This is a genomic window from Pseudomonas synxantha BG33R (assembly GCF_000263715.2).
Classification (GTDB): domain Bacteria; phylum Pseudomonadota; class Gammaproteobacteria; order Pseudomonadales; family Pseudomonadaceae; genus Aquipseudomonas; species Aquipseudomonas synxantha_A.
Genome location: NZ_CM001514.1, coordinates 6,037,857 through 6,062,346, shown reverse-complemented (window position 1 = coordinate 6,062,346; position 24,490 = coordinate 6,037,857). Strand labels below are relative to the sequence as shown.

Sequence of the window (24,490 nt, the reverse complement as noted above, 5' to 3'; positions counted from 1 at the left end):
GTTGCCAATGGGATCTCACGTCGCTGCACCTAATCTTGATGTAACAAAAATAGACCGGACTAGCCCATGGACTTTGTGCCTTACGCAGTACCGTTTTTTATCGCCCTGATCGTTGTGGAGCTGCTGGCCGACCGTTGGCGCGGTGCACGCAACTACCGAGTAGCGGACGCCATCAACAGCCTCAGCACCGGTGTGCTGTCCACCACGACCGGTTTGCTGACCAAGGGCGTGGGCCTGCTGACCTACGCGTTCGCCCTCAAACACCTGGCGCTCATCGAGTTGTCGGCCCAGAGTGCCTGGACCTGGGTGTTCGCCTTTGTGTTCTATGACTTCTGCTATTACTGGCTGCATCGCATGGGCCATGAGCGCAATATTCTCTGGGCCGCGCATTCGGTGCATCACCAGAGCGAGGACTACAACCTCACCACCGCCTTGCGCCAGACCAGCACCGGTTTTCTGCTGAGCTGGATCTTCTACCTGCCTCTGGCTGTGGTCGGCGTGCCGCTGGTGGTGTTTATCAGCGTGGCTTCGCTCAACCTGTTGTATCAATTCTGGGTCCATACCCGCCACGTTCCCAAGCTGGGCTGGTTTGAGTGGTGCTTCGTGACGCCGTCCAATCATCGGGCCCACCACGCACAGAATGCTCTCTACATGGATCGTAACTACGGCGGGGTGTTCATTATTTGGGACCGGCTGTTCGGTACTTTTCAAGAGGAAGACGACAACGAGCCGGTGATTTTTGGGGTAACCACACCTCTGGCCAGTTGGAACCCGCTGTGGGCCAACCTGCAGTTTTATGCGCAATTATGGAGTGACGCCCGGCGCGCCGAAAGCTGGTGGGACAAGTTGCGCATCTGGTTCATGCGCACCGGCTGGCGCCCGGCGGACGTCAAAGCCAAATACCCGATAGCCAAGCCGGACCTGAGCCAGTTTCGCAAATTCGAAGTGCCTTTGGATGCGCGGCAGCAGGTCTACATCGCCTTGCAATTTGCTGCTTATGTGGGCTTTGGCAGTTATCTGATGAATTTCGGTGAGGGCTTGCCTACGGCGGCGTTGGTGCTCGGCTGGGGCGCGATGGCGCTGGGCCTGTTTACGTTGGGGGTGGCGCTGGAGAATCGCCCATGGGCGTTGAAGGCCGAGCTGGCGCGCCTGGCGCTGAGCCTGCCGTTGGTATGGCTGGCGCCGCTGGTCGGCTTGTGGCCTGCCAGCCCTCTCGCCTGGCTGGGCCTGGCGAGCTACAGCCTGCTCAGCCTGATTGGTCTCTACTGTTGCAGAGGCCGTTTTACTCGGTTGGCGTCTTAGGCGTTTCGACCGGGGCTGGCTGGTTAGCCAGCCGAGCCTTGGCCTCGGCACACGCTTGGCGGGCGATGCGGGCATTCTTGAAGCGACGTCGCAGCCACAGGCCAAAGCCCAGCAACAGCAAGGCGCCCAGTACCCATAGCTCGTACTTCTTGACGCTGCCGAGCATACCTTCCAGCACCGCACCGAAATGATAGGCCGCAGCCCCCAGTGCAGCGGCCCAGATCGCCGCACCAATACCGTTGAGGATCAGGTAGCGCATCGGCGGGTAACCGGACAGGCCGATCGCCACGGGCATCACCGTGCGCAATCCGTAGACGAAGCGAAAGCTCAGTACCCAGATATCCGGGTGCTTGCGGATATGCTCCAGTGCCTTGTCGCCCATCAACTGCCAGCGCGGCTTGCGTGCCAGCAGCTTGCGGCCGTGCTTGCGCCCCATGTAGTACCAAAGCTGGTCGCCGGCATAGCTGCCAAAAAAGGCAACCACCACCACCAGGTTGATATCCATGTAGCCACGAAACGCCAGGAAGCCTGCGAGTACGAGGATGGTCTCGCCTTCGAAAAACGTGCCGAGGAAGAGGGCAAAGTAGCCGAAGTCATGCAGAAATTGTTGAAGCATGGTCTGGGGTGCTGGCGAAATGAACGCGCAGCCTACGCCTTCACGAAGATTCATGAAAGTATCGAGATGTGTCACGAAGTGAACAATTCCTACATAAATGACGAATGCGACTACAGGTCGCATCGATAAGCACAACTGTCATTCCTTCGTCATAATGGCCGCTTATAACTGCAACGCTCGCCCGTAAACGCGGGCTCAGGAGTCTGTCGTGAGCTTTACCCCTGCCAATCGCCTGTTCCCCGCCACTCGTCTGCGTCGCAATCGTCGTGATGATTTTTCTCGCCGCCTGGTACGTGAAAATGTACTGACGACGAACGATCTCATCCTGCCGGTCTTTGTGCTCGACGGTGAAAATCGTCGGGAAGCGGTAGCGTCGATGCCGGGTGTGGAGCGTTTGACCATTGATCAGTTGCTGATCGAGGCGGCCGGTTGGGTTGAACTGGGGATCCCGGCACTGGCGCTGTTTCCGGTGACCCCCCCGCAGCTCAAGTCTCTGGACGCCGCCGAAGCCTGGAACCCGCAAGGGATCGCCCAGCGCGCCACCCGTGCCCTGCGCGAGCGCTTCCCGGAGCTTGGGGTGATCACTGACGTGGCGTTGGACCCGTTCACCACACACGGCCAGGATGGCATTCTTGACGAAGAGGGTTATGTCCAGAACGACATCACCGTCGATGCACTGGTCAAGCAGGCTTTGTCGCACGCAGCGGCGGGCGCCCAGGTGGTTGCGCCGTCGGACATGATGGACGGGCGTATCCAGGCGATTCGCGAAGCCCTTGAACTGGCCGGTCACGTCAATGTACGGATCATGGCCTACTCGGCCAAATACGCCAGCGCCTATTACGGCCCCTTTCGCGATGCGGTGGGGTCGGCGCTGAACCTGGGCAAGGCCAACAAGGCTTCGTACCAGATGGACCCGGCCAATAGCCAGGAAGCGCTGCACGAAGTGGCGGCCGACCTGGCCGAAGGCGCCGATATGGTGATGGTCAAGCCCGGGATGCCGTACCTGGACATCCTTTATCGGGTCAAAGAGGAATTCAAAGTGCCGACCTTTGTCTATCAGGTCAGCGGTGAATACGCCATGCACATGGCGGCGATCCAGAATGGTTGGTTGAGTGAAGGGGTGATCCTCGAATCCCTGACTGCCTTTAAACGTGCCGGCGCTGATGGCATTCTGACCTACTTCGCCGCCCGCGCTGCCCAATTGCTTAGAGAGCAACAATAGCCCTCACAGGAACACTCGATGAATACCGAAGGACTCTCCGAAGTTGCCGTAAAAGACGCTCACCCGGTGGTTGAACAAGTTTCCCAGACCCCACCGGAGCTGGAGCCTGCCCCGCCAGCGGTGGTTGCCGAAGCACCTGCGCCGGCACCGGTGGCCGTGGTCACCAACCTGGATGACAGCAGCCTGTACATCCATCGCGAGTTGTCACAACTGCAATTCAACATCCGTGTGCTGGAACAGGCGCTGGATGAGTCCTACCCGTTGCTGGAGCGGCTGAAATTCCTGCTGATTTTCTCCAGCAACCTGGATGAGTTCTTCGAGATTCGCGTTGCCGGCCTCAAGAAGCAGATCACCTTCGCCCGCGAACAAGCCGGGGCCGACGGACTGCAACCGCACCAGGCGTTGGCGCGCATCAGTGAGCTGGTACATGGCCATGTGGACCGCCAGTACGCAATCCTCAACGACATCCTGCTGCCGGAACTGGAAAAGCATCAGGTCCGCTTCATTCGTCGTCGTCACTGGACCGCCAAGATCAAGACCTGGGTGCGCCGTTACTTCCGGGACGAGATTTCGCCGATCATCACCCCCATCGGCCTGGACCCTACGCACCCGTTCCCACTGCTGGTGAACAAGAGCCTGAACTTCATCGTCGAGCTTGAAGGTATCGATGCCTTCGGTCGCGATTCGGGCCTGGCGATCATCCCGGCCCCGCGCCTGTTGCCACGTATCATCAAGGTACCGGAAGAGGTAGGGGGCGCTGGCGACAATTATGTATTCCTGTCGTCGATGATCCATGCCCACGCCGATGACCTGTTCCAGGGCATGAAGGTCAAGGGCTGCTACCAGTTCCGCCTGACCCGTAACGCCGACCTGGCGCTGGATTCCGAAGACGTCGAAGACTTGGCTCGTGCCCTGCGTGGCGAGCTGTTCTCGCGGCGTTATGGCGATGCGGTGCGTCTGGAAGTGGCGGATACCTGCCCCAAACATCTGTCGGACTACCTGCTCAAGCAGTTCAACCTTGCCGAATCCGAGTTGTACCAGGTCAACGGCCCGGTGAACCTGACGCGCCTGTTCAGCATTACCGGCCTGGACAGCCATCCGGAGCTGCAATACAAGCCATTCACGCCACAGATCCCGAAACTGCTGCAAAACAGCGAGAACATCTTCAGCGTGGTGAGCAAGCAGGACATTCTGTTGCTGCACCCCTTCGAGTCGTTCACCCCGGTGGTCGATCTGCTGCGCCAGGCCGCCAAGGACCCGCATGTTCTGGCCGTGCGCCAGACCCTCTACCGCAGTGGCGCCAACTCGGAAATCGTCGATGCGTTGGTGGATGCTGCGCGTAACGGCAAGGAAGTCACCGCGGTGATCGAGTTGCGCGCGCGCTTTGACGAAGAGTCCAACCTGCAACTGGCCAGCCGTCTGCAAGCAGCCGGTGCGGTGGTGATCTACGGCGTGGTCGGCTTCAAGACCCACGCCAAGATGATGTTGATCCTGCGCCGCGAGGCCGGGGAGATCGTGCGCTACGCCCACCTGGGCACCGGGAACTACCACGCCGGCAACGCCAAGCTCTACACCGACTACAGCCTGCTGACATCCGACGACGCACTGTGCGAAGACGTCGGCAAGTTGTTCAGCCAGCTCATCGGCATGGGCAAGACCTTGCGCATGAAAAAGCTGCTGCACGCGCCGTTCACCCTCAAGAAGGGCATGCTCGACATGATTGCCCGCGAGACCCAGTTTGCCCTCGATGGCAAGCCGGCGCACATCATCGCCAAGTTCAACTCGCTGACCGATCCGAAGATCATCCGCGCGCTGTACAAGGCCAGCCAGTCGGGCGTGCGCATCGATCTGGTGGTGCGTGGCATGTGCTGCCTGCGCCCGGGTATTGTCGGCGTGTCGCATAACATCCACGTGCGCTCGATCATCGGCCGCTTCCTGGAGCACACCCGCGTGTTCTACTTCCTCAACGGCGGTGAAGAGCAGATGTTCCTCTCCAGCGCCGACTGGATGGAGCGCAACCTCGATAAGCGTGTGGAGACCTGCTTCCCGGTGGAAGGCAAGAAGCTGATCATGCGGGTCAAGAAGGAGCTGGAAAGCTACCTCACCGACAACACCCACAGCTGGAGCCTGCAATCGGACGGGCGTTATGTACGCAACACCCCGACCGGCAACCAGAACCCGCGCAGCGCGCAGGCGACGTTGCTGGAGAAGTTGGGTAGCCCGATTCTTGCGGTGAACTAAAACCCGGCAAAGTCTAAAAATGTGGGAGGGGCTTGCCCCCTCCCACATTTGTATTTCGGTGTTCTTTAGATCGGCTCAGCGCAGGTTCAGGCCGAATCCCATGCGCGTCAGCCCCTCGGCCCTTCGTGGTTAGTGAGACTTAGCAAGAAATCTTTGTGATGGGGTCATCAGGACGCGCGCGTGCCCATCGATATCCATATTGACAATCGGGGGTAGTTCCGTTGGCTTCTTTAACAGAAGTGGCATTCACAGGGGTTGGTTCTTTTTCTTTCGGTGCGAACCAATTTTCTATAAAGCGCGGGCCTGGGTCATCGCTCCAACTGCCGCCTGGGTAAAATGTGCCGCTGTGAAATCCTCTGGCCTGCGCAGCGTCTGGCATAACAGCCAGGAAAACAACCCAGCTGCATAGGAAACCGGTGATTACCATTGTGTGTTTCATCTGTGAACTCCTTTTAGTGCAACCAGCAGTGCAAAGATTTCGTTTACTCACCATCGTTGCTATCAGGGTAACGTCGTAGTAACAGCGATTGCAGTTTGCGTGGCGTTCAGGACCATGCCCGTCATGTAGGCACCGTTTTTGGAAACGGCTCTAATTTCGCTGTTTTTGCCTCCGCTAATCGGTAGCAAGCAGACGGTTCCTGCCGATTGCGTCCACGTGCAACCCTGTGAGTATTGGTCACTATTGAGAACATTCAGCCCGACGATTTCACCACTGGTAATCGCGCCTGCTTCTCCCCATGCGCTACCAGTTGGTAAAGGAATGATCGCGATGATCGGGATGGGTAACGGCGAAGGCAGCCACATCATGTACTGATTTCGGCCATCTACGGTGGATTGGGAGACCAACACTCGGCCGGCCTCGTTAATACCGAGGGCCATGTTTTTGGAACCAGAAGAGAGCGACAGGACTGCCGGCGCAGCAGTCTTGTTGCTCCAGAATGCACTTTTCGTCACGTTCACTGCCGAGTTGGGATAAATGCATGTTCCGACGAAGCTGGAGGCATTAATAGCACGGGTGACCGTGCAATAGCTGGCGCCGGTGGGCAGTGCCAGATCAGTCATGCTATAGGACGCCCCATTTTTTTCCGCGACCCGAGCAGTGGTGTTACCAGCATTGTTAGGGCAATTGAGAGCGAGCTGCGGGGTGCCAGTAGTGGGCAAGTTAACATCCGCAACGGCGCAATTGTCCCCCCAATTGGACACGCGTTCAGGGGTGCCGCTGCCATTGGCATAAAATACTGCGGTTCCCTGGTTGTCGGCATCCAGGCTTGAACCTGCCACGTCGCCTCGATCGTTGATCGCTACGGCATTGGTGGCGACATCTTTGGGGCGCAGCAGGGGTATTAACAGCGTTGCGGGTAGCGAATCCAGCTTTATGGGCGCGACGGCTGGGGATGTCGCAGTCCAGACCACTCCAAAATTAGAGTTGCTGGCGTCGTTACAGTTACCCATCACTTTTCCGTTATTGGACAATGCAGAAGCACTACAAGGTTGCCCGCTCGCCAATGAGGTCAGTGCGCTCTGAGCGCCGTGTGCGGCACCGTCGGCTACCCATGCGACATTGTTGGCGGTAGTGCTGGCCGGTCGGCAATTACCCGCTGTAATGCCGGTATTATTGATGTCGACCGGTGCGCATTGCGCACCTGCGGTTGCGGAAAACGGCACCCATGCAGCTGCATGAGCAACGCTCAAGCCAGTAGCGTAGAGGCCAAATCCTAGAATGATCATAACGGATGATTTCATCGTGAACCCTTCCCTGGAGCGGTACGGTATGTAGGTTCTCTGCGCTACTACCTGTTACGCATGAGGTCTAAGACGCAGTGGAACTTAATCCGCAGACGTGTACAACTGTCATAATTGACAGGTATGTACCACTGATTGGCACGCAGAGGACGGCAACATGAAGTGTTGGGCCTGGGTACGCAGTTCTACCAGCCGCTTAGGAATAGTACCTAGTGTTTCAGCGGGCAGATCCGTAGCGCGTTGGTCATCGCTTGAGCCACCAGAGGACGATTAGGCCTTGCGGCGCAACCCGTATGCCGTGCCACCTGATGGACAGGGTAACGTTTGGCGTCAATCAATGAGGTCTGACAGGTGTGGGGCTTGTCGTCTATCGAATACTCGATCAGGCATGCATACCAATGGGCGGGAAGATCCGGGCGCTGCTTGAGCGTAGTCCGGGAAACGGTCAGCCGTATAAGCCAGCCACCCGCACCCAACCATACGATACGCTTGGCCGGCAGGCGCCTGCGGCGAATAGAAACGGTGCCGGTCGGTACTAGCGCCTGTTGCGGTGTGCTTTAGATTCGATTCAGCGCAGGTTCAGGCTGAACCCCACCCGCGTCAGCCATTCCGCTTCCTGGGCGAAGTCCGCCTGGGTCAGCTGGTTTTCATCCAGCCAGCCCTTGGGGAAGATCACTTCCAGGCTGTCATCAGCAGCGCGCAGTTTTACCTGGGGCATTTCCTGGGTGCCACGAATGTGGTGGAACAGGATTGCAAAGCGCAACAGCGCGCACAGGCGAATCAGCTTGATGCCGTCTTTGCCGAATTCGGCAAATTTGTCCTTGGGAATATTGCGGCGATGGCCGCGCACCAGCAGCGCGAGCATCTGTTGGTCTTCGCGGGAGAACCCAGCCAGGTCCGAGTGCTCGATCAGGTAGGCGCCGTGCTTGTGGTAATGGTAGTGGGCGATGTCCAGGCCCACTTCATGCACCTTGGCAGCCCAGCCCAGCAGCTCGCGCCAGACGCCGTCTTCCAGGTCCCAATCGGCGGCCACCTGGTCGAAAGCGTGCAAGGCTTTACGCTCCACACGGGCGGCTTGTTCCAGGTCGACGTGGTAGCGCTCCATCAGCGAGCTGAGGGTGCGCTCGCGCACGTCTTCGTGGTGATGACGGCCCAGTAGGTCATAGAGCACGCCTTCGCGCAGGGCGCCGTCACAGTGGTCCATGCGTTGCAGTTCTAGGGCGTCGAAGATGGCTTCGAGAATCGCCAGGCCCGCAGGGAAAATGGCGCGGCGATCAGGTTTGATGCCGTCGAAGTCGATTTTCTCCGCATCCCCCAGCTTGAACAGCTTGCGCTTGAGCCACGCCAGACCTTCGGCATTCACCTCGCCAGTGCCATGGCCGCCAGCCTTCAAGGCCAGACCGATGGCGCGGATGGTGCCGGACGAGCCGATGGCTTCATCCCAGGTCAGGCGGTGCAGGGCATGTTCAATGCTCATGATCTCCAGCCGCGCCGCCGTGTAAGCCTGGGCATAGCGCGCCGGCGTGATCTTGCCGTCCTTGAAGTAACGTTGAGTGAAGCTCACGCATCCCATCTGCAGGCTTTCACGCAGCAGTGGCTCGAAACGCTGGCCGATGATGAACTCGGTACTGCCGCCACCAATGTCCGCCACCAGGCGTTTGCCGGGCGTGTCGGCCAGTGTGTGGGAAACGCCGAGGTAGATCAGGCGCGCCTCTTCACGGCCAGAGATAACTTCCACCGGGTGCCCGAGGATTTCCTCGGCACGATGGATAAACTCATTGCGGTTTCGGGCTTCGCGCAACGCGTTGGTGCCGACGATGCGCACGGCGCCAGGCGGCATGCCATTGATCAATTGCGCAAATCGCTTGAGGCAGTCGAGCCCGCGCTGCATGGATTCTTCATTGAGCTTGCGCTCGTCGTCGATCCCGGCGGCCAGTTGCACTTTTTCGCCGAGCCGCTCAAGGATGCGGATCTCACCGTTCTGGGCCTTGGCCACGACCATGTGAAAGCTGTTGGAGCCCAGGTCGATGGCGGCGATCAAGGACAGATTCTTGGCTTGGGATTGCGGCATGGTTTGGGGATCTCGGTCGATAACCTTGCCATCGTGCCACGATCGACCGCTGACGCCAACGCGTAGTGCTTCGGGAAGCTCTCTGAGGTTGTCTGTAAGCAATCCCTGACGGAAAGGTAGGTTGCCGTTCCGGGCTTCTGTTGGTGTATACGTGAGGGCTGTAGGAGTTTTTAACTTAGAGCTGTTTTATCGCCGATTATGATTTCGCCTACAAACTAAGCTTCGATATTCTATTTGTTTTTTTGTTTAAGACTACTGCTGGGAGAGGCTTGGCCCACAGTTTGTTTTTATCGATCCCACGATAATTGGAGTGTCGTCTTATTCTTCAGTGAAGTGCCAAAGCGACAGACTGTCACTCGGCAATTTTGCCGTGGTGTTATTTATTTATGACCTTGTATCTTCAAGGCCGAAATAAACATGCCTGATAAATTTCAGTGACAGGTTGAATATGAAAAAAATTGTTGGTTTGACTCTTGGTATTGCTTATCTCGCTGCAGCTCTCAACGCCCATGCATCCACCAGTGCCGAATTGATCGTCAGGGGTACCATCAAGCCCGCCGCGTGCAGCCTCAGTATGACCGGTGGCGGTATTATCAACTATGGCGACATTCCCTCTGGGCAGCTGTCTCCTACAGCGTTCACTCCGCTGGCGGAAAAGACCACGCCCCTGACCGTCAGTTGCGGAACCACGGCCGCTCGTTTCGGGCTGAAGTTTGTTGACCTGCAGTCCGGCAGTAAGGTGCCGGGCATTCTCAATGTGCTTGGAGGAGGCTACACCGAGGCACACAACTATGGCTTGGGCGCTGTATCCGGTCGTAAGACCGGTGGATTTGCGATCACTCTCAAAAACCTTCGGTCGCCGACCACAACCCTGTATCCCATCATGCGTGTCGGGTCAGGTGCCTGGCAGAGCGGTGACGGTAAAGTCGCCCAATCGCCTAGTCAGCATTCGTGGCGCAGCAGTACGGCCAACACTCCGGCCTCCATTACTCAACTGACCGGCACTATCGCGGTGAGGCCGGTTATTAACAAAAGCACGAAATTGGACTTGGGCCGTGAGATTACCCTTGATGGGCGCGCAACCCTTGAATTGAGCTACATCGAACTCTAAGAAATAAAATACAGCTGGTTAGAAAGTGTCCGTTTCTTATCGGCTGTTTTTTCTGGCTACAACAAGTAGTCAGTTTCAAGTTTGGGGGAAACTGAGTGAATGGCCTTTCAGTAAAAAATTGTGCTTTTGTATTTTGTGCAAGTGTGGGGTTGTGTTTTATCCCCATTGCGGCGGCGGATGGAATGTTGCCGGAAACAACAGTGGTCTTGCTCTACGAAGAACAAGGGGAGGCCACGATGAATATCAAAAATACTGATGCGGCGCCCGCGCTGCTTCATTCCGTCGTGCACAACATGCCCGAGGATGTGGAGCCGCTATTGATTGTGACACCTCCCATTACGCGAGTAGAGGCGGGTGAAACCCAGTTGGTCCGTTTCATCAGCACCTTGAAGGAACCATTGAAGATCCAGCGGTTGAAACGCGTGACTTTCGAGGGTATCCCCCAGGCGCGTGCGGCTGGCGCTGCGACCATTGGTATCACCCTTCGGCAGAGTTTGCCGCTGATCCTGCACCCACGCGGCCTGCCTGAGCATCATTCTCCATGGGAACTGCTGGAGTGGAGGCGTGTGGGAGAGCGTCTCATGGTTCACAACGACAGTGCATACGTAGTGCGCCTGGCGCCGCAGGTGCAGATACTTCCGCAAGGAACCCCAGCTACTTTGCCGCGTGCATACGTTTTGCCAGGTGAAACGTTGGCATTGACGGTTGAAGGGCTATTGGAGGGTATGACTGCAGTTGAGATGCAGCCAGCCACGGTCTACGGCTTTTCGGCGGGCAGCTATCGGGCCTCGATCAATACCGATAGGGGTTGATCGACCCATGACAAACCTGTCGCGTAAACCATTAATGACCTCGTTTTGGTCCCGTCGACCCTCGCTGCTCATGGGCGTTGCGACATTGTGGAGCTTGCCTGGCGCTGTTCCTGCGTTGGAGTTGGGCGAAGGCTTCGACCTTGCGGCATTGACCACGCACGGCATTGACCCGAAAGTCTCTGATTACTTCCGCACAGCCGCGCGTTTTCGCGAAGGTGTTCATGTGGTGGGGTTGCGGGTCAACGGAAACCCGCTCGGGCTTGTGGATGCGAGGTTCGACTCGCAAGGACAATTGTGTTTTACCCCTGGGCTGCTGGAAAAAGCCGGGTTGGTGAAACCCGCTGGCATCGTTGGCGAAGCAGCCACCAAGGATCAGGCCTGCCACGACTTCCTCGGGGTTTTCCCGACGACGATGGTGCGGCTGCGGCCCGGCAGCGATGAGGTAGCGCTGGTGGTGCCGACCGCGGCCCTGCGTGAGCCGCAATGGGAGGCCGGGGAGTTCGCCCGGGGTGGCGCGGCGGCGCTGTTCAACTATGACGTGCAGGGTTTTGACAGCCATTCGAGCAGTGGGCCCAGCCGGTTCGTTTCGGCCAATACCGAGGCGGGTTTCAACCTGGGTGATTGGATTGTTCGCAGTCGCCAATTCTATGTCTCTGACAATGGGACGGCCCGTACCGAGCACCTGTATGCCTATGCCCAGCGGGATATCGCCGCGTTGCAATCGACTTTTCAAGTGGGTCAGCTCTCCAGCAATAACCCGCTGTTCAGCGGCATCCAGCTGTCTGGAGTGCAGTTTTCCCCCGATGGCCAATCGCGTGCACCGGCGGGCAGCAACAATGCGGTGGTAGAGGGGTTGGCCCAGAGCCAGTCGCGGATTGAAGTGCGCCAGTCAGGCGTGTTGATCCACAGCACGCTGGTGCCCGAAGGACCCTTCCGGCTGACGGGCTTGTCGTTGCTCAACGGCACCAGCGACCTGGAGGTCAGCGTCATCGATGTGCGGGGCGCCAGGCGCAGTTTCGTGGTGCCGGCGGCCTCCTTCGCAGGGGCTGCGCCAGCGGTACCAGGCTATTATTTCTCCCTTGGCAAGGTGCGTGAGAACGAGCATGAGCAAGCCCCGTCGCCGGTAGTCGCCATGGCCAGCGGCACGTGGGGCCTGGGCCGTGACTCCTCGGCCGGCTTTGGCTTGTTGAACACCGATGAATACTGGTCGGCAGGCGGTACCCTGAGCAGCGTGTTTTTCCAGCGGGTTTCTGTAGGTGCACGCCATAACGTGTCTCGGGATAGTCGTAATGCCGTATCCGGGTCACGCAGCAGCGTGTCCGTCAGCAGTCCTGTGTACGCCGATATAGATCTTAACCTCAGCGCAACCACGCAGACCCGAGGGTATCGCGAGGTACTTGAAGCGGGCCGGCCGACCAAGGCCGACGTGCTGGACTCGCGCTTCAAGAATCAGTACACGGCGGGCGTTAGCTGGGTCGACACCACGCTGGGCGCATTTTCCCTGGGCTATACACGCAGTTCTCAAGTCGACGGGCAAACGGCTGAGCACGTGTTTGCGTCATGGAATAAATCGTTCAATCGTGTCGATGTCGCGTTGGTCGCCGACTCGCAGGTGGGCGGTACTCATTCGCGCCGCGACGCCAACGGTGTCGGCAGCCGGCGCGAAACGGCCCGGGACAATGAGTTGTCCGTGCGCCTGCAGGTCAGCGTGCCCCTGGGCGGTGATCGTCGCGTGAACAGCTATATCCGTCGTCGCGGGGATCAGTCTCGTGCCGGTACGGCGTTGAGTGAGCGGGTCAATGAGTATGTGAATTACGAGGTGGGTATCGAGCGCGATCTCAGTGCCCGCGAGCAATCGGTACGTGGCCAGGTGGATCTGATGCCTCGTTATACCCGGATCGGCCTGGGGATTAGTCGCGATCCGCTGAGCACCAACTACACGGGGCAGTTGCAAGGCGGCGTGGTGGCGCACGGAGGCGGAGTAACCTTTTCGCCGTATGCCGTGCAGGACACGTTTGGTATTGCCTCGGTAGGGGATATCGGCGCTGCAAGAATCGACACCCCGCAAGGCCCGGTGTGGACCGATTTCAGCGGGCAGGCCGTTATACCTGGCTTGCCCGCGTACACCAACAGTCGCATCGAAGTGCAGACCCAGTCGCTGCCAAAGCGTGTTGACCTGAAAAACGGTACCCATGTGCTCGCCGCCGGCCGGGGGTCTTTCAATACCGTGGCATTCGATGTGGTCAAAGTGCGCCGTGTGCTGCTCACCGTCCACGATCAGCAAGGGCGGCCGTTGCCTCAGGGCGCCTCGGTGTTCGGCAAGGACAATCGTTTCCTGACCAGTGTGGTGGGTGAGGGCATGATTTTCCTGAACGACCTCAACGACTCGCAAACCCTGCGTGTTTCATTGCCGGACTCTTCCTCCTGCCTGCTAAGCCTTACCGCCGAGACTCAACCCGACAATGACAAGTTCTATGAGACAACATCGGCGGTGTGCCATGATCGCTAAGCTGAAAAGCATGGGGTTCGTACTGCTCTGTGGCGTATTGCTGGCTGAGGGCGTGCGCGCTGAAAACTGCCGACTGTCTATAAGCCAGCCGCGTATCGACTATGGCGTTATTCGCCAGGAGGCATTGGACGAAAGCCCCTCAGTCGTGCTGGGTACGCGCACGGTGCACCTGAGCGTACTTTGCGCAGAGCCTTCGGCAATGGCATTACGATTTACCGGAGCAGCGGATGGCCAGGGCTTTCGTTTTGGGCGTGAGGGGCGTTTTCGCCTGACGCTCAAGCATGCCCAAGTGGACGGGCGTGCCGTTGGGTGGGCGCTGTCACACGTGCCCGGTGAGAGTGCCAGCGGGCAGTTGTTACCGGGCCAGGTCCTGGTGGCGCAAACGGCTGGAAAGCAATTGACTGCCCAGGTCGACATCGACACCGACCTTTCCCCAGCCGCCCTGCAGGTACGCAATCAGACGGTACTGGACGGACAGGGCAGCTTCGAGCTGGTCAGCCCGGCTGTTCAACCGAGCCGATGAAGTTGGCGAGCTCGGGGGTTTGCGGACTGGCGAACAGCACCTTCGGGTCGCCGACTTCATGCACCTTGCCCTGGTGCATGAACACCAGCTTGTCGCCAACTTCCCGGGCAAAGCGCATTTCGTGGGTGACCATGATCAGCGTCATGCCGTCCTTGGCCAGTTGACGCACCACGCTGAGCACCTCATTGACCAACTCCGGGTCCAGGGCCGAGGTGATCTCATCGCACAACAGCACCTTGGGTGACATGGCCAGCGCGCGGGCAATGGCGACTCGTTGCTGCTGACCACCGGACAGCCGATCGGGGAAGGCGTCGAACTTCTCGCCCAGCCCAACGCGTTCGAGCATTTGCCTGGCCAACTGTGCCGCTTTGGCCTTGGGCACTTTTTGCACCACTTGCGGTGCCAGCATCACGTTTTCGCCGACGCTCAGGTGCGGGAACAGGTTGAACTGCTGGAACACCATGCCGACTTTCTGCCTCAGGCTGCGCAGGTCGGCGCGGGCGGCATCAAGGTATTCGCCATCGACTTCGATCACACCGTCATTGATCGACTCCAGGCCATTGAGGGTACGCAGCAAGGTGGACTTGCCCGAGCCGCTACGGCCGATGATCGCCACAACCTGGCCCTCTTCCACCGTCAGGTCGATGCCCTTGAGGACGTGATGATCGCCGTAATACTTATGCAGGGCGGAAATTCTAAGCAGAGGCATGCAGTCTCCTTTCCAGGTAGCGCGCACTGAGGGATAAGGGGTAGCAGAGCAGGAAATAACCGAGGGCCACCAAGCCGTAGACCATAAACGGCTCGAAGGTGGCGTTGGCGAGCATGCCGCCGGTCTTGGTCAGTTCGGTGAAACCGATGATCGAGGTCACGGCGGTGCCTTTGACCACCTGCACCGAGAAACCCACCGTTGGCGCGACGGCAATGCGCAGCGCTTGGGGCAGGATCACAAAACGCAGTTGCTCAAAAGGGTTCAGGGCCAGACTGGCCGAGGCTTCCCATTGGCCATGGGCGATGGAGTCCACGCAACCGCGCCAGATTTCGGCCAGGTAAGCGCTGGTGAACAGGGTCAATGCGATTGCAGCGGCCAGCCAGGGCGATATGTCCACGCCAAGCAGGGCAACGCCGAAAAACACCAGGAACAACTGCATCAGCAAGGGCGTGCCCTGGAACAGTTCGATATAGGTGCGGGCAATATTGCGTGGGAAAGCTTTGCGGCTGATGCGCATCGTCATCACCAGCAGGCCGATCAGGCCACCGCCCACAAATGCTACCAGTGACAGCAGCAGGGTCCACTGCAGGCCAGTAAGCAAGTTGCGCACGATGTCCCAGAAGGTGAACTCACTCATCGACTGTTCCTCATCACAAACCGCCGGCCGATCCAGTTGAGCAGTTGGCGAATCATCAGCGCCATGCACAGGTACACCAGGGTGGTCAGGGCATAGGTTTCAAAGGCACGGAAATTACGCGACTGGATAAAGTTGGCGGCAAAGCTCAATTCTTCGGTGGCGATCTGCGAACACACCGCCGAACCGAGCATCACGATGATGATCTGGCTGCTCAGGGCCGGCCACACCTTGCCCAGCGCCGGTAGCAGTACCACGTGACGGAACGCTTCGAAGCGCGTCATCGCCAGCGCGGCGGCGGCTTCCAACTGACCGCGCGGGATGGCCTGGATCCCGGCGCGGATGATCTCGGTGGAGTACGCCCCCAGGTTGATCACCATTGCCAGCACAGCGGCTTGCCACTCAGTGATTTTCAACCCCAGGGACGGCAGGCCGAAGAAAATAAAGAACAACTGCACCAGAAACGGCGTGTTGCGGATCAATTCGACATACACACCAAAGATCCATGCAAACGGCTGAATCTTCCAGGCCCGCACCACGGCACCGACGGTGCCCAGTGCAACCCCAAGGAGGGCGCCGATGGCCGTCAGTTCAAGGGTAAACAACGCACCGCGCAGCAGCAGGTCGGTATTGGCCAGCACCGGCACAAAGTCGAATTGATAGGCCATCGTTCAACTCCGCTTCAGAGGTCAGCAGGCAGCGGTTCTTTGAGCCACTGCAGTGCGTTTTTTTCCAGGCTGCCGTCTGCCTTGGCCGCAACCAGGATCTGGTTGACCTTCTGCAGCAGCGCCGGCTCGTTCTTGTTTACGCCTACGTACACCGGCGAATCCTTGAGCTTGACCTTCAGCGCGGGGACGCGTTTGGGGTTGCGTTCGCTGATTGCGACCATGACCACGTTGCCGCTGGCGATCAGGTCGACCTGGCCGGCAAGGTAAGCGGCGATGGTTGAGTTGTTGTCCTCAAAGCGCTTGATCGTGGCTTCCTTGGGCGCCACGGCGGTCAGCTCGATATCCTCGATGGCGCCGCGGGTCACGCTGATAGTCTTGCCCTTGAGGTCGTCGGTGGTGCTGATTGCCGCCTCGGGTGGGCCGAACACCGCGAGGTAGAACGGCGCGTAAGCCTTGGAGAAATCAATGACCTTTTCGCGCTCGGGGTTTTTGCCCAGGCTGGAGATCACCAGGTCCACCTTGCCGGTGGTAAGGAACGGAATGCGGTTGGTGCTGTTGACCGGGGTCAGTTCCAGCTTGACCTTGAGCTGGTCGGCCAGCAGCTTGGCGGTGTCGATGTCCAGGCCACGTGGCTGCATGTTGGGGCCGACCGAACCAAACGGCGGGAAGTCCTGGGGCACGGCGACCTTGAGGGTGCCACGGGCGACGATATCGTCCAGACCATCAGCCTGGGCGGGTGCCTGGCTCAGCATCAGGCTGGCAAACAGGGCAGTTAGCAGGGCGCTGTAGCGCTTGGTCATGGCAACTCTCCGAAAAAGGCGAAGGAATTTTCTGAGTTTGCTCAGTGCACAGCCCATGCCAGCCCTCTCGTAATGGTCTGTAAGGCACGGATTCGTTGAAGTGCCATGGTCTTACTGGTCTGAACAGTTGCGGGATTTTTCGCACCCTTTTCGAGCACCGTAAAAAACGCACGAGCCCCTTTGGGGCGTGGCTTGCCGCCAGACTTCAATAGCTTTACAACTAGCGCTTCAGCTGACGGGAACCTTGAGTTTTTTATGAATTCCATCGCCCAAGCCGTACCGGAAGCGGCCTTGCAAGCCATCCGCAAACTGATCAAGGAACAAGGCTTTGGGCCGGGCGATGCATTGCCATCTCAGCGCGATTTGGCGATACGCTTGGGTGTGAGCCGGGCGTCGTTGCGCGAGGCCTTATCTTCCTTGAGCGCATTGGGTGTGGTCAGTGTGCAGGCGGGCAAGGGCGTTTTCGTGCTGGCGCCGGACCCGCCATCCGAGCTCGCCTGGCCGTTTGCGGCGCAGGCCACACCGCTGGACATCTTCCAGCTGCGTTACGCGCTTGAAGGGTTCGCTGCGGGTTTGGCGGCAGTCACATTGACCACGGACGAACTCGACAGCCTGGAAGACAATGTCGAGGCGATGCGCAAGGTCCTCAAAGTGGGTGACTTCGAAGCCGCCGCCCGGCTGGACTTCGAATTTCACCAGCGCATCCTGCTGGCCAGCGGCAACCAGGCCATGGTGAGTATTCTCAGTGCCAGCGCCGAGGTGTTTCTGGAGAGCCAGAAACTACCGTTCATCCGGCCGGACCGAGCCATGGAGACCTGGCAGGAACATCGCAAAATCCTGCGCTCCTTGGCCCGGCGCAGCAGTGCGGCAGCGCAGAAAACCATGCAGGAACACGTTCGCAATGCGGCGTTGCGAACAGGCATCGTGTTTGTGACTGCCGTGACGCCATGAGTAGCTATATCCCCACTCATGCAACGCCATAGCAAGACTCAATCAGAGGCGGCTTCCTGAACGAAGGAAGGGCGGCTATGATGGGCAACGTTTTTTTTGCTTACAACCTGGAGACTTCCATGAGCAGCGATCTTATCAAACACGTTAGCGACGCTAGCTTCGAAGCTGACGTACTCAAGGCCGACGGTGCTGTACTGGTCGACTACTGGGCTGAGTGGTGCGGCCCATGCAAGATGATCGCTCCGGTTCTGGACGAAATCGCCGAGACCTACAAAGGCAAACTGACCATTGCCAAACTGAACATCGACGAAAACCAGGAAACCCCGGCCAAGCACGGCGTGCGTGGTATTCCGACCCTGATGCTGTTCAAGAACGGCAACGTCGAGGCCACCAAGGTTGGCGCGCTGTCCAAGTCGCAACTGGCTGCATTCCTCGACGCGAACATCTAAGCGTCGTCAAAAAAGCCCCGAAAATCTCGGGGCTTTTTCGTAATACAGGGCTAGACGCTCCGAAATTCAGGTGGTACATTCGGCCCCGCACTGGTTTCTCCACTGCCCCCTGCAAGCCGTCGCCGACGCATTCCTTTTCGATTAGTACGCGATCCTGTCGCCTTCTCTGCGGCGCGGCCTCATTAAGCCAAAAGCTTAATTTCCCCCCTCCATAAATGATTACGTCATTCCTATATGAATCTGACTGAACTCAAGCAAAAGCCGATTACCGACCTGCTCCAACTGGCCGAAGAAATGGGCATAGAAAATATGGCCCGTTCGCGCAAGCAGGACGTGATTTTCTCCCTGCTCAAGAAGCACGCGAAAAGCGGCGAGGAAATCTCCGGTGATGGCGTGCTGGAGATTCTCCAGGACGGCTTCGGCTTCCTCCGCTCCGCAGACGCTTCCTATCTCGCCGGCCCAGACGATATCTATGTCTCGCCGAGCCAGATCCGTCGCTTCAACTTGCGCACCGGTGACACCATCGTTGGCAAGATCCGTCCTCCGAAGGAGGGCGAGCGGTATTTCGCCCTGCTCAAGGTCGACACGATCAACTTCGATCGCCCCGAGAACGCGAAAAACAAGATTCTCTTCGAGAACCTGACCCCGCTGTTCCCGACCGTGCGCATGAAGATGGAAGCCGGTAACGGTTCAACCGAAGACTTGACCGGTCGTGTGATCGACCTGTGCGCCCCGATCGGCAAAGGCCAGCGTGGCCTGATCGTCGCGCCGCCGAAAGCCGGTAAAACGATCATGCTGCAGAACATTGCAGCGAACATCGCGCGTAACAATCCTGAAGTTCACCTGATCGTACTGTTGATCGATGAGCGTCCGGAAGAAGTGACCGAGATGCAGCGCACCGTGCGCGGCGAAGTGGTTGCCTCGACGTTCGATGAGCCGCCAACCCGCCACGTGCAGGTTGCCGAAATGGTGATCGAAAAGGCCAAGCGCCTGGTCGAACACAAGAAGGACGTGGTGATCCTGCTCGACTCCATCACCCGTCTGGCCCGTGCCTACAACACTGTGATCCCGAGCTCCGGCAAGGTATTGACCGGTGGTGTCGATGCCCACGCCCTGGAGAAACCGAAACGTTTCTTCGGCGCCGCGCGCAACATCGAAGAAGGCGGCTCGCTGACCATTATCGCCACCGCGCTGGTTGAAACCGGCTCGAAGATGGACGAAGTGATCTACGAAGAGTTCAAGGGTACCGGCAACATGGAGCTGCCCCTGGACCGTCGCATTGCTGAAAAGCGTGTGTTCCCGGCGATCAACATCAACCGCTCCGGCACTCGCCGCGAAGAGTTGCTGACCGCTGACGACGAGCTGCAGCGTATGTGGATCCTGCGCAAGCTGCTGCACCCGATGGACGAAGTGGCTGCCATCGAGTTCCTGATCGACAAGCTGAAAACCACCAAGACCAACGACGAGTTTTTCCTGTCGATGAAACGCAAGTAATACAGCGTTTCAGGTCCAAAAAAATGGCGCCCTTAATGGGGCGCCATTTTTTTTGCGTCGAGATTCTGCGATTTTTGTGGCATAAGTATCCGTTAAGTAACAAAAATTGACGCGTGACTTCGCTCATCCCTTTCGTCGCAGACTGACCACATTCTTATGACCACCCTTGCTTACCGCAGAGACATCGATGGCCTGCGTGCCATCGCTGTCCTTGCAGTCGTGTTGTTCCACTTTGGTGTCCCTGGCATTACTGGCGGTTTTGTTGGCGTTGACGTCTTCTTCGTCATCTCGGGCTTCCTGATTACGTCAATCATCTGGCGTGAGCGTCAAGCTGGACGCTTCAGTTTCATCGACTTCTGGGCTCGCCGTGCCCGGCGCATCTTGCCTGCGCTGTTTGTGATGATCGCCGCGACACTGGCAGTGGGTTGGTTTCTGTTGGCGCCCAAGGACTATGAGGAGTTGGGGCGTTCGGCGCACTATCAGGTGACGTTTACCTCCAACCTGCTGTTCTCGCGTCAGCATGGCTATTTCGATGTCTCTTCAGACATCAAACCCTTGTTGCATACCTGGTCGCTGGCGGTAGAAGAGCAGTTCTACATTTTCTTCCCGCTGCTGCTGACATTACTCTCGAGCCGCTTGAAGCACTGGCGCTTGGCGCTGTTTGCGGTGTTGCTCGGGTCTTTTGGCATGAGCGTCTGGGCGGTTCAGCATGAACCGCAGAAAGCCTTCTTCCTCTTGCATCTGCGAGCCTGGGAGTTGCTGGCCGGTGCCATGCTGGCGGTGCTGCCCATGCGTGAATGGCGGGCCTCACCGGCCTTGGCGCAAGGTGTCAGTCTGGCCTCAATGGCGCTGATCCTGATTGCCGTATTGGGTTACGACGCGAAAACGCCCTTTCCGGGGGCCACCGCGCTGTTGCCCGTGTTGGGTGTGGTCGGTCTGATCTGGGCCAACGGGCAGCAACACACCTGGGTTGGGCGCCTGTTGAGCACCCGGCTGATGGTAGGGATTGGGCTGATTTCCTATTCCTGGTACCTCTGGCACTGGCCGGTGTTCGTGTATGCCAACTATGCCGCGGTGGATGGCTTGAGCCCCCTGGAGCTTGCCGGGCTGATGCTGCTTTCGTTGGTGCTGGGCTATCTGTCCTGGCGTTTTGTGGAAACGCCGTTCCGGGAAAAGCGCTTGCTGGCTCCGCGCAAGGCGATCCTGGCGGCAGCGGTCGTCGGCATCTTGGGCCTGGGTTTCACTGGCCTTGCGATACGCGAAGCTGACGGCGTGCCTTCGCGCTTGTCCGAGCAGGCGTTGCGCTTTGCCCAAGCCAAGAAGTGGAGCCCGGACCTGCTGGCGTGCATGGCCGACAAAGATACGCCCGATGAGCGCCTGTTCTGCCATTTCGGCCCGAAAGGCCAATCGGTTTCAGCGCTGGTATGGGGTGATAGTCACGCTACGGCGCTGATACCCGCGCTCAAAGAGGGTGCTGATCGCCACGATATCAGCCTGGTTGAGGCCAGTTTTGCCGGCTGTATACCGCTCGATGGCTTGGAGAATATTGCCCGGTGCGCACATTTCAACCATCGCGTCGAAAAGGCCATGGCCGAGCAGGCATTCAGCGATGTGGTGTTGGCCGCCCGCTGGAGCCTGTATGTGTACGGGCAAATGTCGGGTGACAAGGAACATGCGCTCAAGGACCCCGGCACTGGCCAGTACGTGCGTGCCGTCGCCGAGCAACGCTTCGCCCAAGGCTTGCGCGAACGCATCCAGGGTTTGCGTGCTGCCGGCCATAAGGTCTGGCTGGTCAAGGAAGTGCCGCTGCAGGAAATCATCGTGCCTTACCGTCTCAGCCGATTGGCGATGATGAACCGGCCCGTGAGTGGTGAAGGGCTGGCCGTGGCCGAGCATGTGAAGCGCCAGGCGTTCATCACGCAATTGTTTGACGAACTGGCGGCTGCCGACAGTGGTGTCGCGGTGCTGGACCCTGCGCCCCTGCTGTGCGGCGTCGATGGTTTGTGCCGGGTCGAACTCAATGGTCGCGCGCTGTATACCGACGATAACCATCTGTCAGACGTGGGGGCGCGACACATTGAAGCCTTCCTTGAGCCATTGTTCAGTTCGTTGCAATCACGCGGCGTGACGGCCAATTAAGCTGCCAGCCGCCCTCAGAGCAGGTAGGATGTACGCCTATTTTACGGGTGGCATGTTTAATGAAATTCAAGGATCTTCGGGATTTCGTGCAGCAACTTGAGCAGCGCGGAGAGTTGAAACGTATCCAGATGCCGATTTCTCCGGTACTGGAAATGACTGAGATTTGCGACCGCACCTTGCGCAACAAGGGCCCGGCGCTGCTGTTCGAAAACCCGACCGGCTTTGATATTCCGGTGCTGGGCAACCTGTTCGGTACGCCCGAGCGCGTAGCCTTCGGCATGGGTGCCGAGTCGGTCAGCGAGCTGCGTGAGATCGGCAAGTTGCTGGCGTTTCTCAAGGAGCCCGAGCCGCCCAAGGGCTTGAAGGACGCCTGGTCGAAGCTGCCGATCTTCCGCAAGATCATTGCCATGGCCCCCAAGGTGGTCAAGGACGCGGTGTGCCAGGAAGTGGTCATCGAAGGCGATGATGTCGACCTGGCCATGCTGCCGGTGCAGACCTGCTGGCCGGGCGATGTCGGCCCGCTGATCACGTGGGGCCTGACGGTCACCAAAGGCCCGAACAAGGATCGCCAGAACCTCGGCATCTACCGTCAGCAAGTCATTGGCCGCAACAAGGTGATCATGCGCTGGCTGAGCCACCGTGGCGGGGCACTCGACTTCAGAGAGTGGTGTGAAAAACACCCGGGCAAGCCGTTCCCGGTGTCCGTGGCCCTGGGGGCCGACCCGGCGACCATTCTCGGCGCCGTGACACCTGTGCCCGATAGCTTGTCCGAATACGCCTTCGCCGGCCTGTTGCGCGGTAATCGCACCGAATTGGTCAAGTGCCGCGGTAACGACTTGCAGGTGCCGGCTACCGCCGAAATTATCCTTGAGGGCGTGATTCACCCGGGTGAGATGGCCGATGAAGGCCCTTACGGCGACCACACCGGCTATTACAACGAAGTCGACAGCTTCCCGGTGTTCACCGTCGAGCGCATCACCCATCGGGTCAAACCGATCTACCACAGTACCTACACGGGTCGTCCACCCGATGAGCCGGCCATTCTCGGTGTGGCGCTCAACGAAGTGTTCGTACCGATCCTGCAGAAGCAATTTCCGGAAATCACCGACTTCTACCTGCCGCCCGAGGGCTGTTCGTACCGCATGGCCATCGTGACCATGAAGAAGTCGTATCCGGGCCATGCCAAGCGCGTCATGTTGGGTGTGTGGTCGTTTTTGCGACAGTTCATGTACACCAAGTTCGTTATCGTGACCGACGACGACATCAATGCGCGGGACTGGAACGACGTGATCTGGGCCATTACCACGCGCATGGACCCCAAGCGCGATACGGTGATGATCGATAACACGCCGATCGACTACCTCGACTTTGCCTCGCCGGTATCGGGCCTGGGTTCGAAAATGGGCTTGGATGCCACCCACAAATGGCCGGGTGAAACCACTCGCGAGTGGGGCCGGGTGATCGTCAAGGATGAAGCCGTCACCGCGCGTGTCGATGCGATCTGGAAAGAATTGGGAATAGATTGATGCGTGTAACCCTGCAACCTTCCGGCGCTGTACTGGAGCTGGTCCCTGGCGAACGAATCCTCGAAGGTGCACGCCGCCTGGGGTACGAATGCCCCCAGGCCTGCCGCAATGGCGTGTGCCATGTGTGTGCGGCGTTGCTGGTGGAGGGCCGGGTAAGCCAGGCCGGTGAAGTGCGCGACCATGGCGAGTTCTATACCTGCATCGCCGAGCCGCTGGAAGACTGCATTGTGTTGTGGGATGGCGTACTCGCGCCAGGAGAGTTGCCGTTGCGCAAATTGTCATGCCAATTGATCGAGTGCGTGGAAGTCGGCGGCGATGTCTGGCGTGTGCGCCTGCGCGCCCCGGCCGGTAAAGCGGTGCGTTACCACGCCGGGCAATACTTGATGCTCGAACGGGAGAACGGCGAGAAGTCGGCGTTTTCCCTGGCTTCTGCACCCCATGCCGGGCGTGAGTTGGAGCTGCATGTGCTGGTGCGCGAGGACAGTGCGCGCAACCTTATCGAACAATTGCAGCGCAACCAGATGGCCCGTGTGGAACTGCCGTTCGGTGACACCCACCTGGCCGAGTTGCCGGACGGGCCACTGGTGCTGATGGCCGCCGGTACCGGTATGGCGCAGATGCACAGTCTGATCGAGCACTGTCGCGCTTCGGGCTTCAAGCACCCGGTGCACCTGTACTGGGGCGTACGGCGCCCGGAAGATTTCTACCAGATCGAGCACTGGGATCAGTGGCTGCAACTGCCCAATCTGTTCCTGCACAAAGTGGTCAGCGACCTCTGTGGCTGGGAAGGGCGCTGCGGTTTGCTGCACGAGGTGGTGTGCGAGGACATTGCCGATCTCAACACGGTACATGTCTACGCCAGCGGCTCACCGGCGATGATTTATGGCACCCTGGATGCATTGGTCGACGCCGGTATGGATGCTCACCGGATGCGCGCTGACGTGTTTGCCTACGCCCCACGGCCCTGAAG

At 58.8% G+C, this 24,490-nt stretch carries 21 protein-coding genes; 13 read left to right on the top strand and 8 right to left on the bottom strand.

The window, feature by feature from the left end:
• The first annotated feature begins 66 nt into the window (after positions 1-66).
• On the top strand, positions 67-1,302 hold the full coding sequence (locus PSEBG33_RS01050; RefSeq protein ID WP_005792421.1) for a sterol desaturase family protein: 1,236 nt from the start codon (positions 67-69) through the stop codon (positions 1,300-1,302).
• Here the strand turns inward: PSEBG33_RS01050 and PSEBG33_RS01055 are convergent.
• Positions 1,283-1,918 carry a DedA family protein gene (locus PSEBG33_RS01055; RefSeq protein WP_005792420.1) on the bottom strand — a complete coding sequence of 212 codons (636 nt, stop codon included), beginning with the start codon at positions 1,916-1,918 and terminating at the stop codon, positions 1,283-1,285. The two genes, PSEBG33_RS01050 and PSEBG33_RS01055, sit on opposite strands and share 20 nt — an antisense overlap.
• A gap of 208 nt (positions 1,919-2,126) precedes the next feature.
• On the opposite strand from PSEBG33_RS01055, the gene hemB reads away from it, so the two are divergent.
• Both hemB and ppk1 read left to right on the top strand, forming a co-directional pair.
• Positions 2,127-3,140 carry a porphobilinogen synthase gene (gene hemB / locus PSEBG33_RS01060; protein WP_005792419.1) on the top strand — a complete coding sequence of 338 codons (1,014 nt, stop codon included), beginning with the start codon at positions 2,127-2,129 and terminating at the stop codon, positions 3,138-3,140.
• 18 nt (positions 3,141-3,158) lie between these two features.
• The gene (gene ppk1 / locus PSEBG33_RS01065; protein WP_005792418.1) at positions 3,159-5,381 is read left to right on the top strand and encodes a polyphosphate kinase 1; all 2,223 of its coding nucleotides are present in this window, start codon (positions 3,159-3,161) and stop codon (positions 5,379-5,381) included.
• Positions 5,382-5,520: 139 nt separating this feature from the next.
• Here ppk1 and PSEBG33_RS29455 read toward each other — a convergent pair whose 3' ends face one another.
• From PSEBG33_RS29455 to ppx, 3 genes are all read right to left on the bottom strand, one after another.
• Positions 5,521-5,820: a hypothetical protein gene (locus PSEBG33_RS29455; protein ID WP_157264195.1), complete on the bottom strand. Its 300-nt coding sequence runs from the start codon at positions 5,818-5,820 to the stop codon at positions 5,521-5,523.
• 62 nt (positions 5,821-5,882) lie between these two features.
• Positions 5,883-7,124 (bottom strand): hypothetical protein, encoded by a 1,242-nt coding sequence (locus tag PSEBG33_RS01070; protein WP_005792417.1) that lies wholly within the window; start codon positions 7,122-7,124, stop codon positions 5,883-5,885.
• Between the two features lie 568 nt (positions 7,125-7,692).
• Positions 7,693-9,195 (bottom strand): exopolyphosphatase, encoded by a 1,503-nt coding sequence (gene ppx / locus PSEBG33_RS01075; RefSeq protein ID WP_005792416.1) that lies wholly within the window; start codon positions 9,193-9,195, stop codon positions 7,693-7,695.
• 448 nt (positions 9,196-9,643) lie between these two features.
• Here ppx and PSEBG33_RS01080 point away from each other — a divergent pair, with 448 nt between their 5' ends.
• The 4 genes from PSEBG33_RS01080 (at position 9,644) to PSEBG33_RS01095 (ending at position 14,150) form a co-directional block, all read left to right on the top strand.
• Positions 9,644-10,306, top strand: coding sequence for a DUF1120 domain-containing protein (locus PSEBG33_RS01080; protein WP_005792415.1), 663 nt, complete (start codon positions 9,644-9,646; stop codon positions 10,304-10,306).
• Between the two features lie 95 nt (positions 10,307-10,401).
• Positions 10,402-11,118 (top strand): fimbria/pilus chaperone family protein, encoded by a 717-nt coding sequence (locus PSEBG33_RS01085; RefSeq protein ID WP_087945269.1) that lies wholly within the window; start codon positions 10,402-10,404, stop codon positions 11,116-11,118.
• A 70-nt stretch (positions 11,119-11,188) separates the two neighbouring features.
• Positions 11,189-13,627 (top strand): fimbria/pilus outer membrane usher protein, encoded by a 2,439-nt coding sequence (locus PSEBG33_RS01090; protein WP_050989054.1) that lies wholly within the window; start codon positions 11,189-11,191, stop codon positions 13,625-13,627.
• Positions 13,617-14,150, top strand: a complete 534-nt coding sequence (locus tag PSEBG33_RS01095) for a hypothetical protein (protein ID WP_005792412.1) — start codon at positions 13,617-13,619, stop codon at positions 14,148-14,150. Before PSEBG33_RS01090 ends, PSEBG33_RS01095 begins: the two co-directional genes overlap by 11 nt.
• On the opposite strand, the gene PSEBG33_RS01100 is transcribed toward PSEBG33_RS01095, so the two are convergent.
• Genes PSEBG33_RS01100 through PSEBG33_RS01115 form a run of 4 tightly spaced genes read right to left on the bottom strand, consistent with a single transcriptional unit; the run spans position 14,122 to position 16,961 of the window.
• The gene (locus PSEBG33_RS01100; protein ID WP_005792411.1) at positions 14,122-14,859 is read right to left on the bottom strand and encodes an amino acid ABC transporter ATP-binding protein; all 738 of its coding nucleotides are present in this window, start codon (positions 14,857-14,859) and stop codon (positions 14,122-14,124) included. The genes PSEBG33_RS01095 and PSEBG33_RS01100 overlap by 29 nt on opposite strands.
• Positions 14,846-15,496 (bottom strand): amino acid ABC transporter permease, encoded by a 651-nt coding sequence (locus PSEBG33_RS01105; RefSeq protein ID WP_005792410.1) that lies wholly within the window; start codon positions 15,494-15,496, stop codon positions 14,846-14,848. The genes PSEBG33_RS01100 and PSEBG33_RS01105 overlap by 14 nt, the downstream gene beginning before the upstream one ends.
• Entirely contained in the window at positions 15,493-16,161 is a 669-nt protein-coding gene (locus PSEBG33_RS01110; RefSeq protein ID WP_005792409.1) for an amino acid ABC transporter permease, read from the bottom strand. The genes PSEBG33_RS01105 and PSEBG33_RS01110 overlap by 4 nt, the downstream gene beginning before the upstream one ends.
• A 14-nt stretch (positions 16,162-16,175) precedes the next feature.
• Entirely contained in the window at positions 16,176-16,961 is a 786-nt protein-coding gene (locus tag PSEBG33_RS01115) for a transporter substrate-binding domain-containing protein (RefSeq protein WP_005792408.1), read from the bottom strand.
• A 255-nt stretch (positions 16,962-17,216) separates the two neighbouring features.
• Between PSEBG33_RS01115 and PSEBG33_RS01120 the strand changes: the two genes are divergently transcribed.
• The 6 genes from PSEBG33_RS01120 to PSEBG33_RS01145 all read left to right on the top strand — a co-directional run bounded on the left by PSEBG33_RS01120 (position 17,217) and on the right by PSEBG33_RS01145 (position 24,488).
• A complete protein-coding gene (locus PSEBG33_RS01120; protein ID WP_005792407.1) occupies positions 17,217-17,912 on the top strand; it encodes a FadR/GntR family transcriptional regulator in 696 nt (231 codons plus the stop codon).
• 119 nt (positions 17,913-18,031) lie between these two features.
• On the top strand, positions 18,032-18,361 hold the full coding sequence (gene trxA / locus PSEBG33_RS01125) for a thioredoxin TrxA (protein WP_005792406.1): 330 nt from the start codon (positions 18,032-18,034) through the stop codon (positions 18,359-18,361).
• A gap of 234 nt (positions 18,362-18,595) precedes the next feature.
• Entirely contained in the window at positions 18,596-19,855 is a 1,260-nt protein-coding gene (gene rho, locus PSEBG33_RS01130) for a transcription termination factor Rho (RefSeq protein WP_003176825.1), read from the top strand.
• 156 nt (positions 19,856-20,011) lie between these two features.
• Positions 20,012-21,994 carry an acyltransferase family protein gene (locus PSEBG33_RS01135; protein WP_005792405.1) on the top strand — a complete coding sequence of 661 codons (1,983 nt, stop codon included), beginning with the start codon at positions 20,012-20,014 and terminating at the stop codon, positions 21,992-21,994.
• Positions 21,995-22,053: 59 nt separating this feature from the next.
• A complete protein-coding gene (gene ubiD, locus PSEBG33_RS01140; protein WP_003195329.1) occupies positions 22,054-23,520 on the top strand; it encodes a 4-hydroxy-3-polyprenylbenzoate decarboxylase in 1,467 nt (488 codons plus the stop codon).
• Positions 23,520-24,488 carry a CDP-6-deoxy-delta-3,4-glucoseen reductase gene (locus tag PSEBG33_RS01145; RefSeq protein WP_005792404.1) on the top strand — a complete coding sequence of 323 codons (969 nt, stop codon included), beginning with the start codon at positions 23,520-23,522 and terminating at the stop codon, positions 24,486-24,488. The genes ubiD and PSEBG33_RS01145 overlap by 1 nt, the downstream gene beginning before the upstream one ends.
• Positions 24,489-24,490 lie beyond the last annotated feature (2 nt).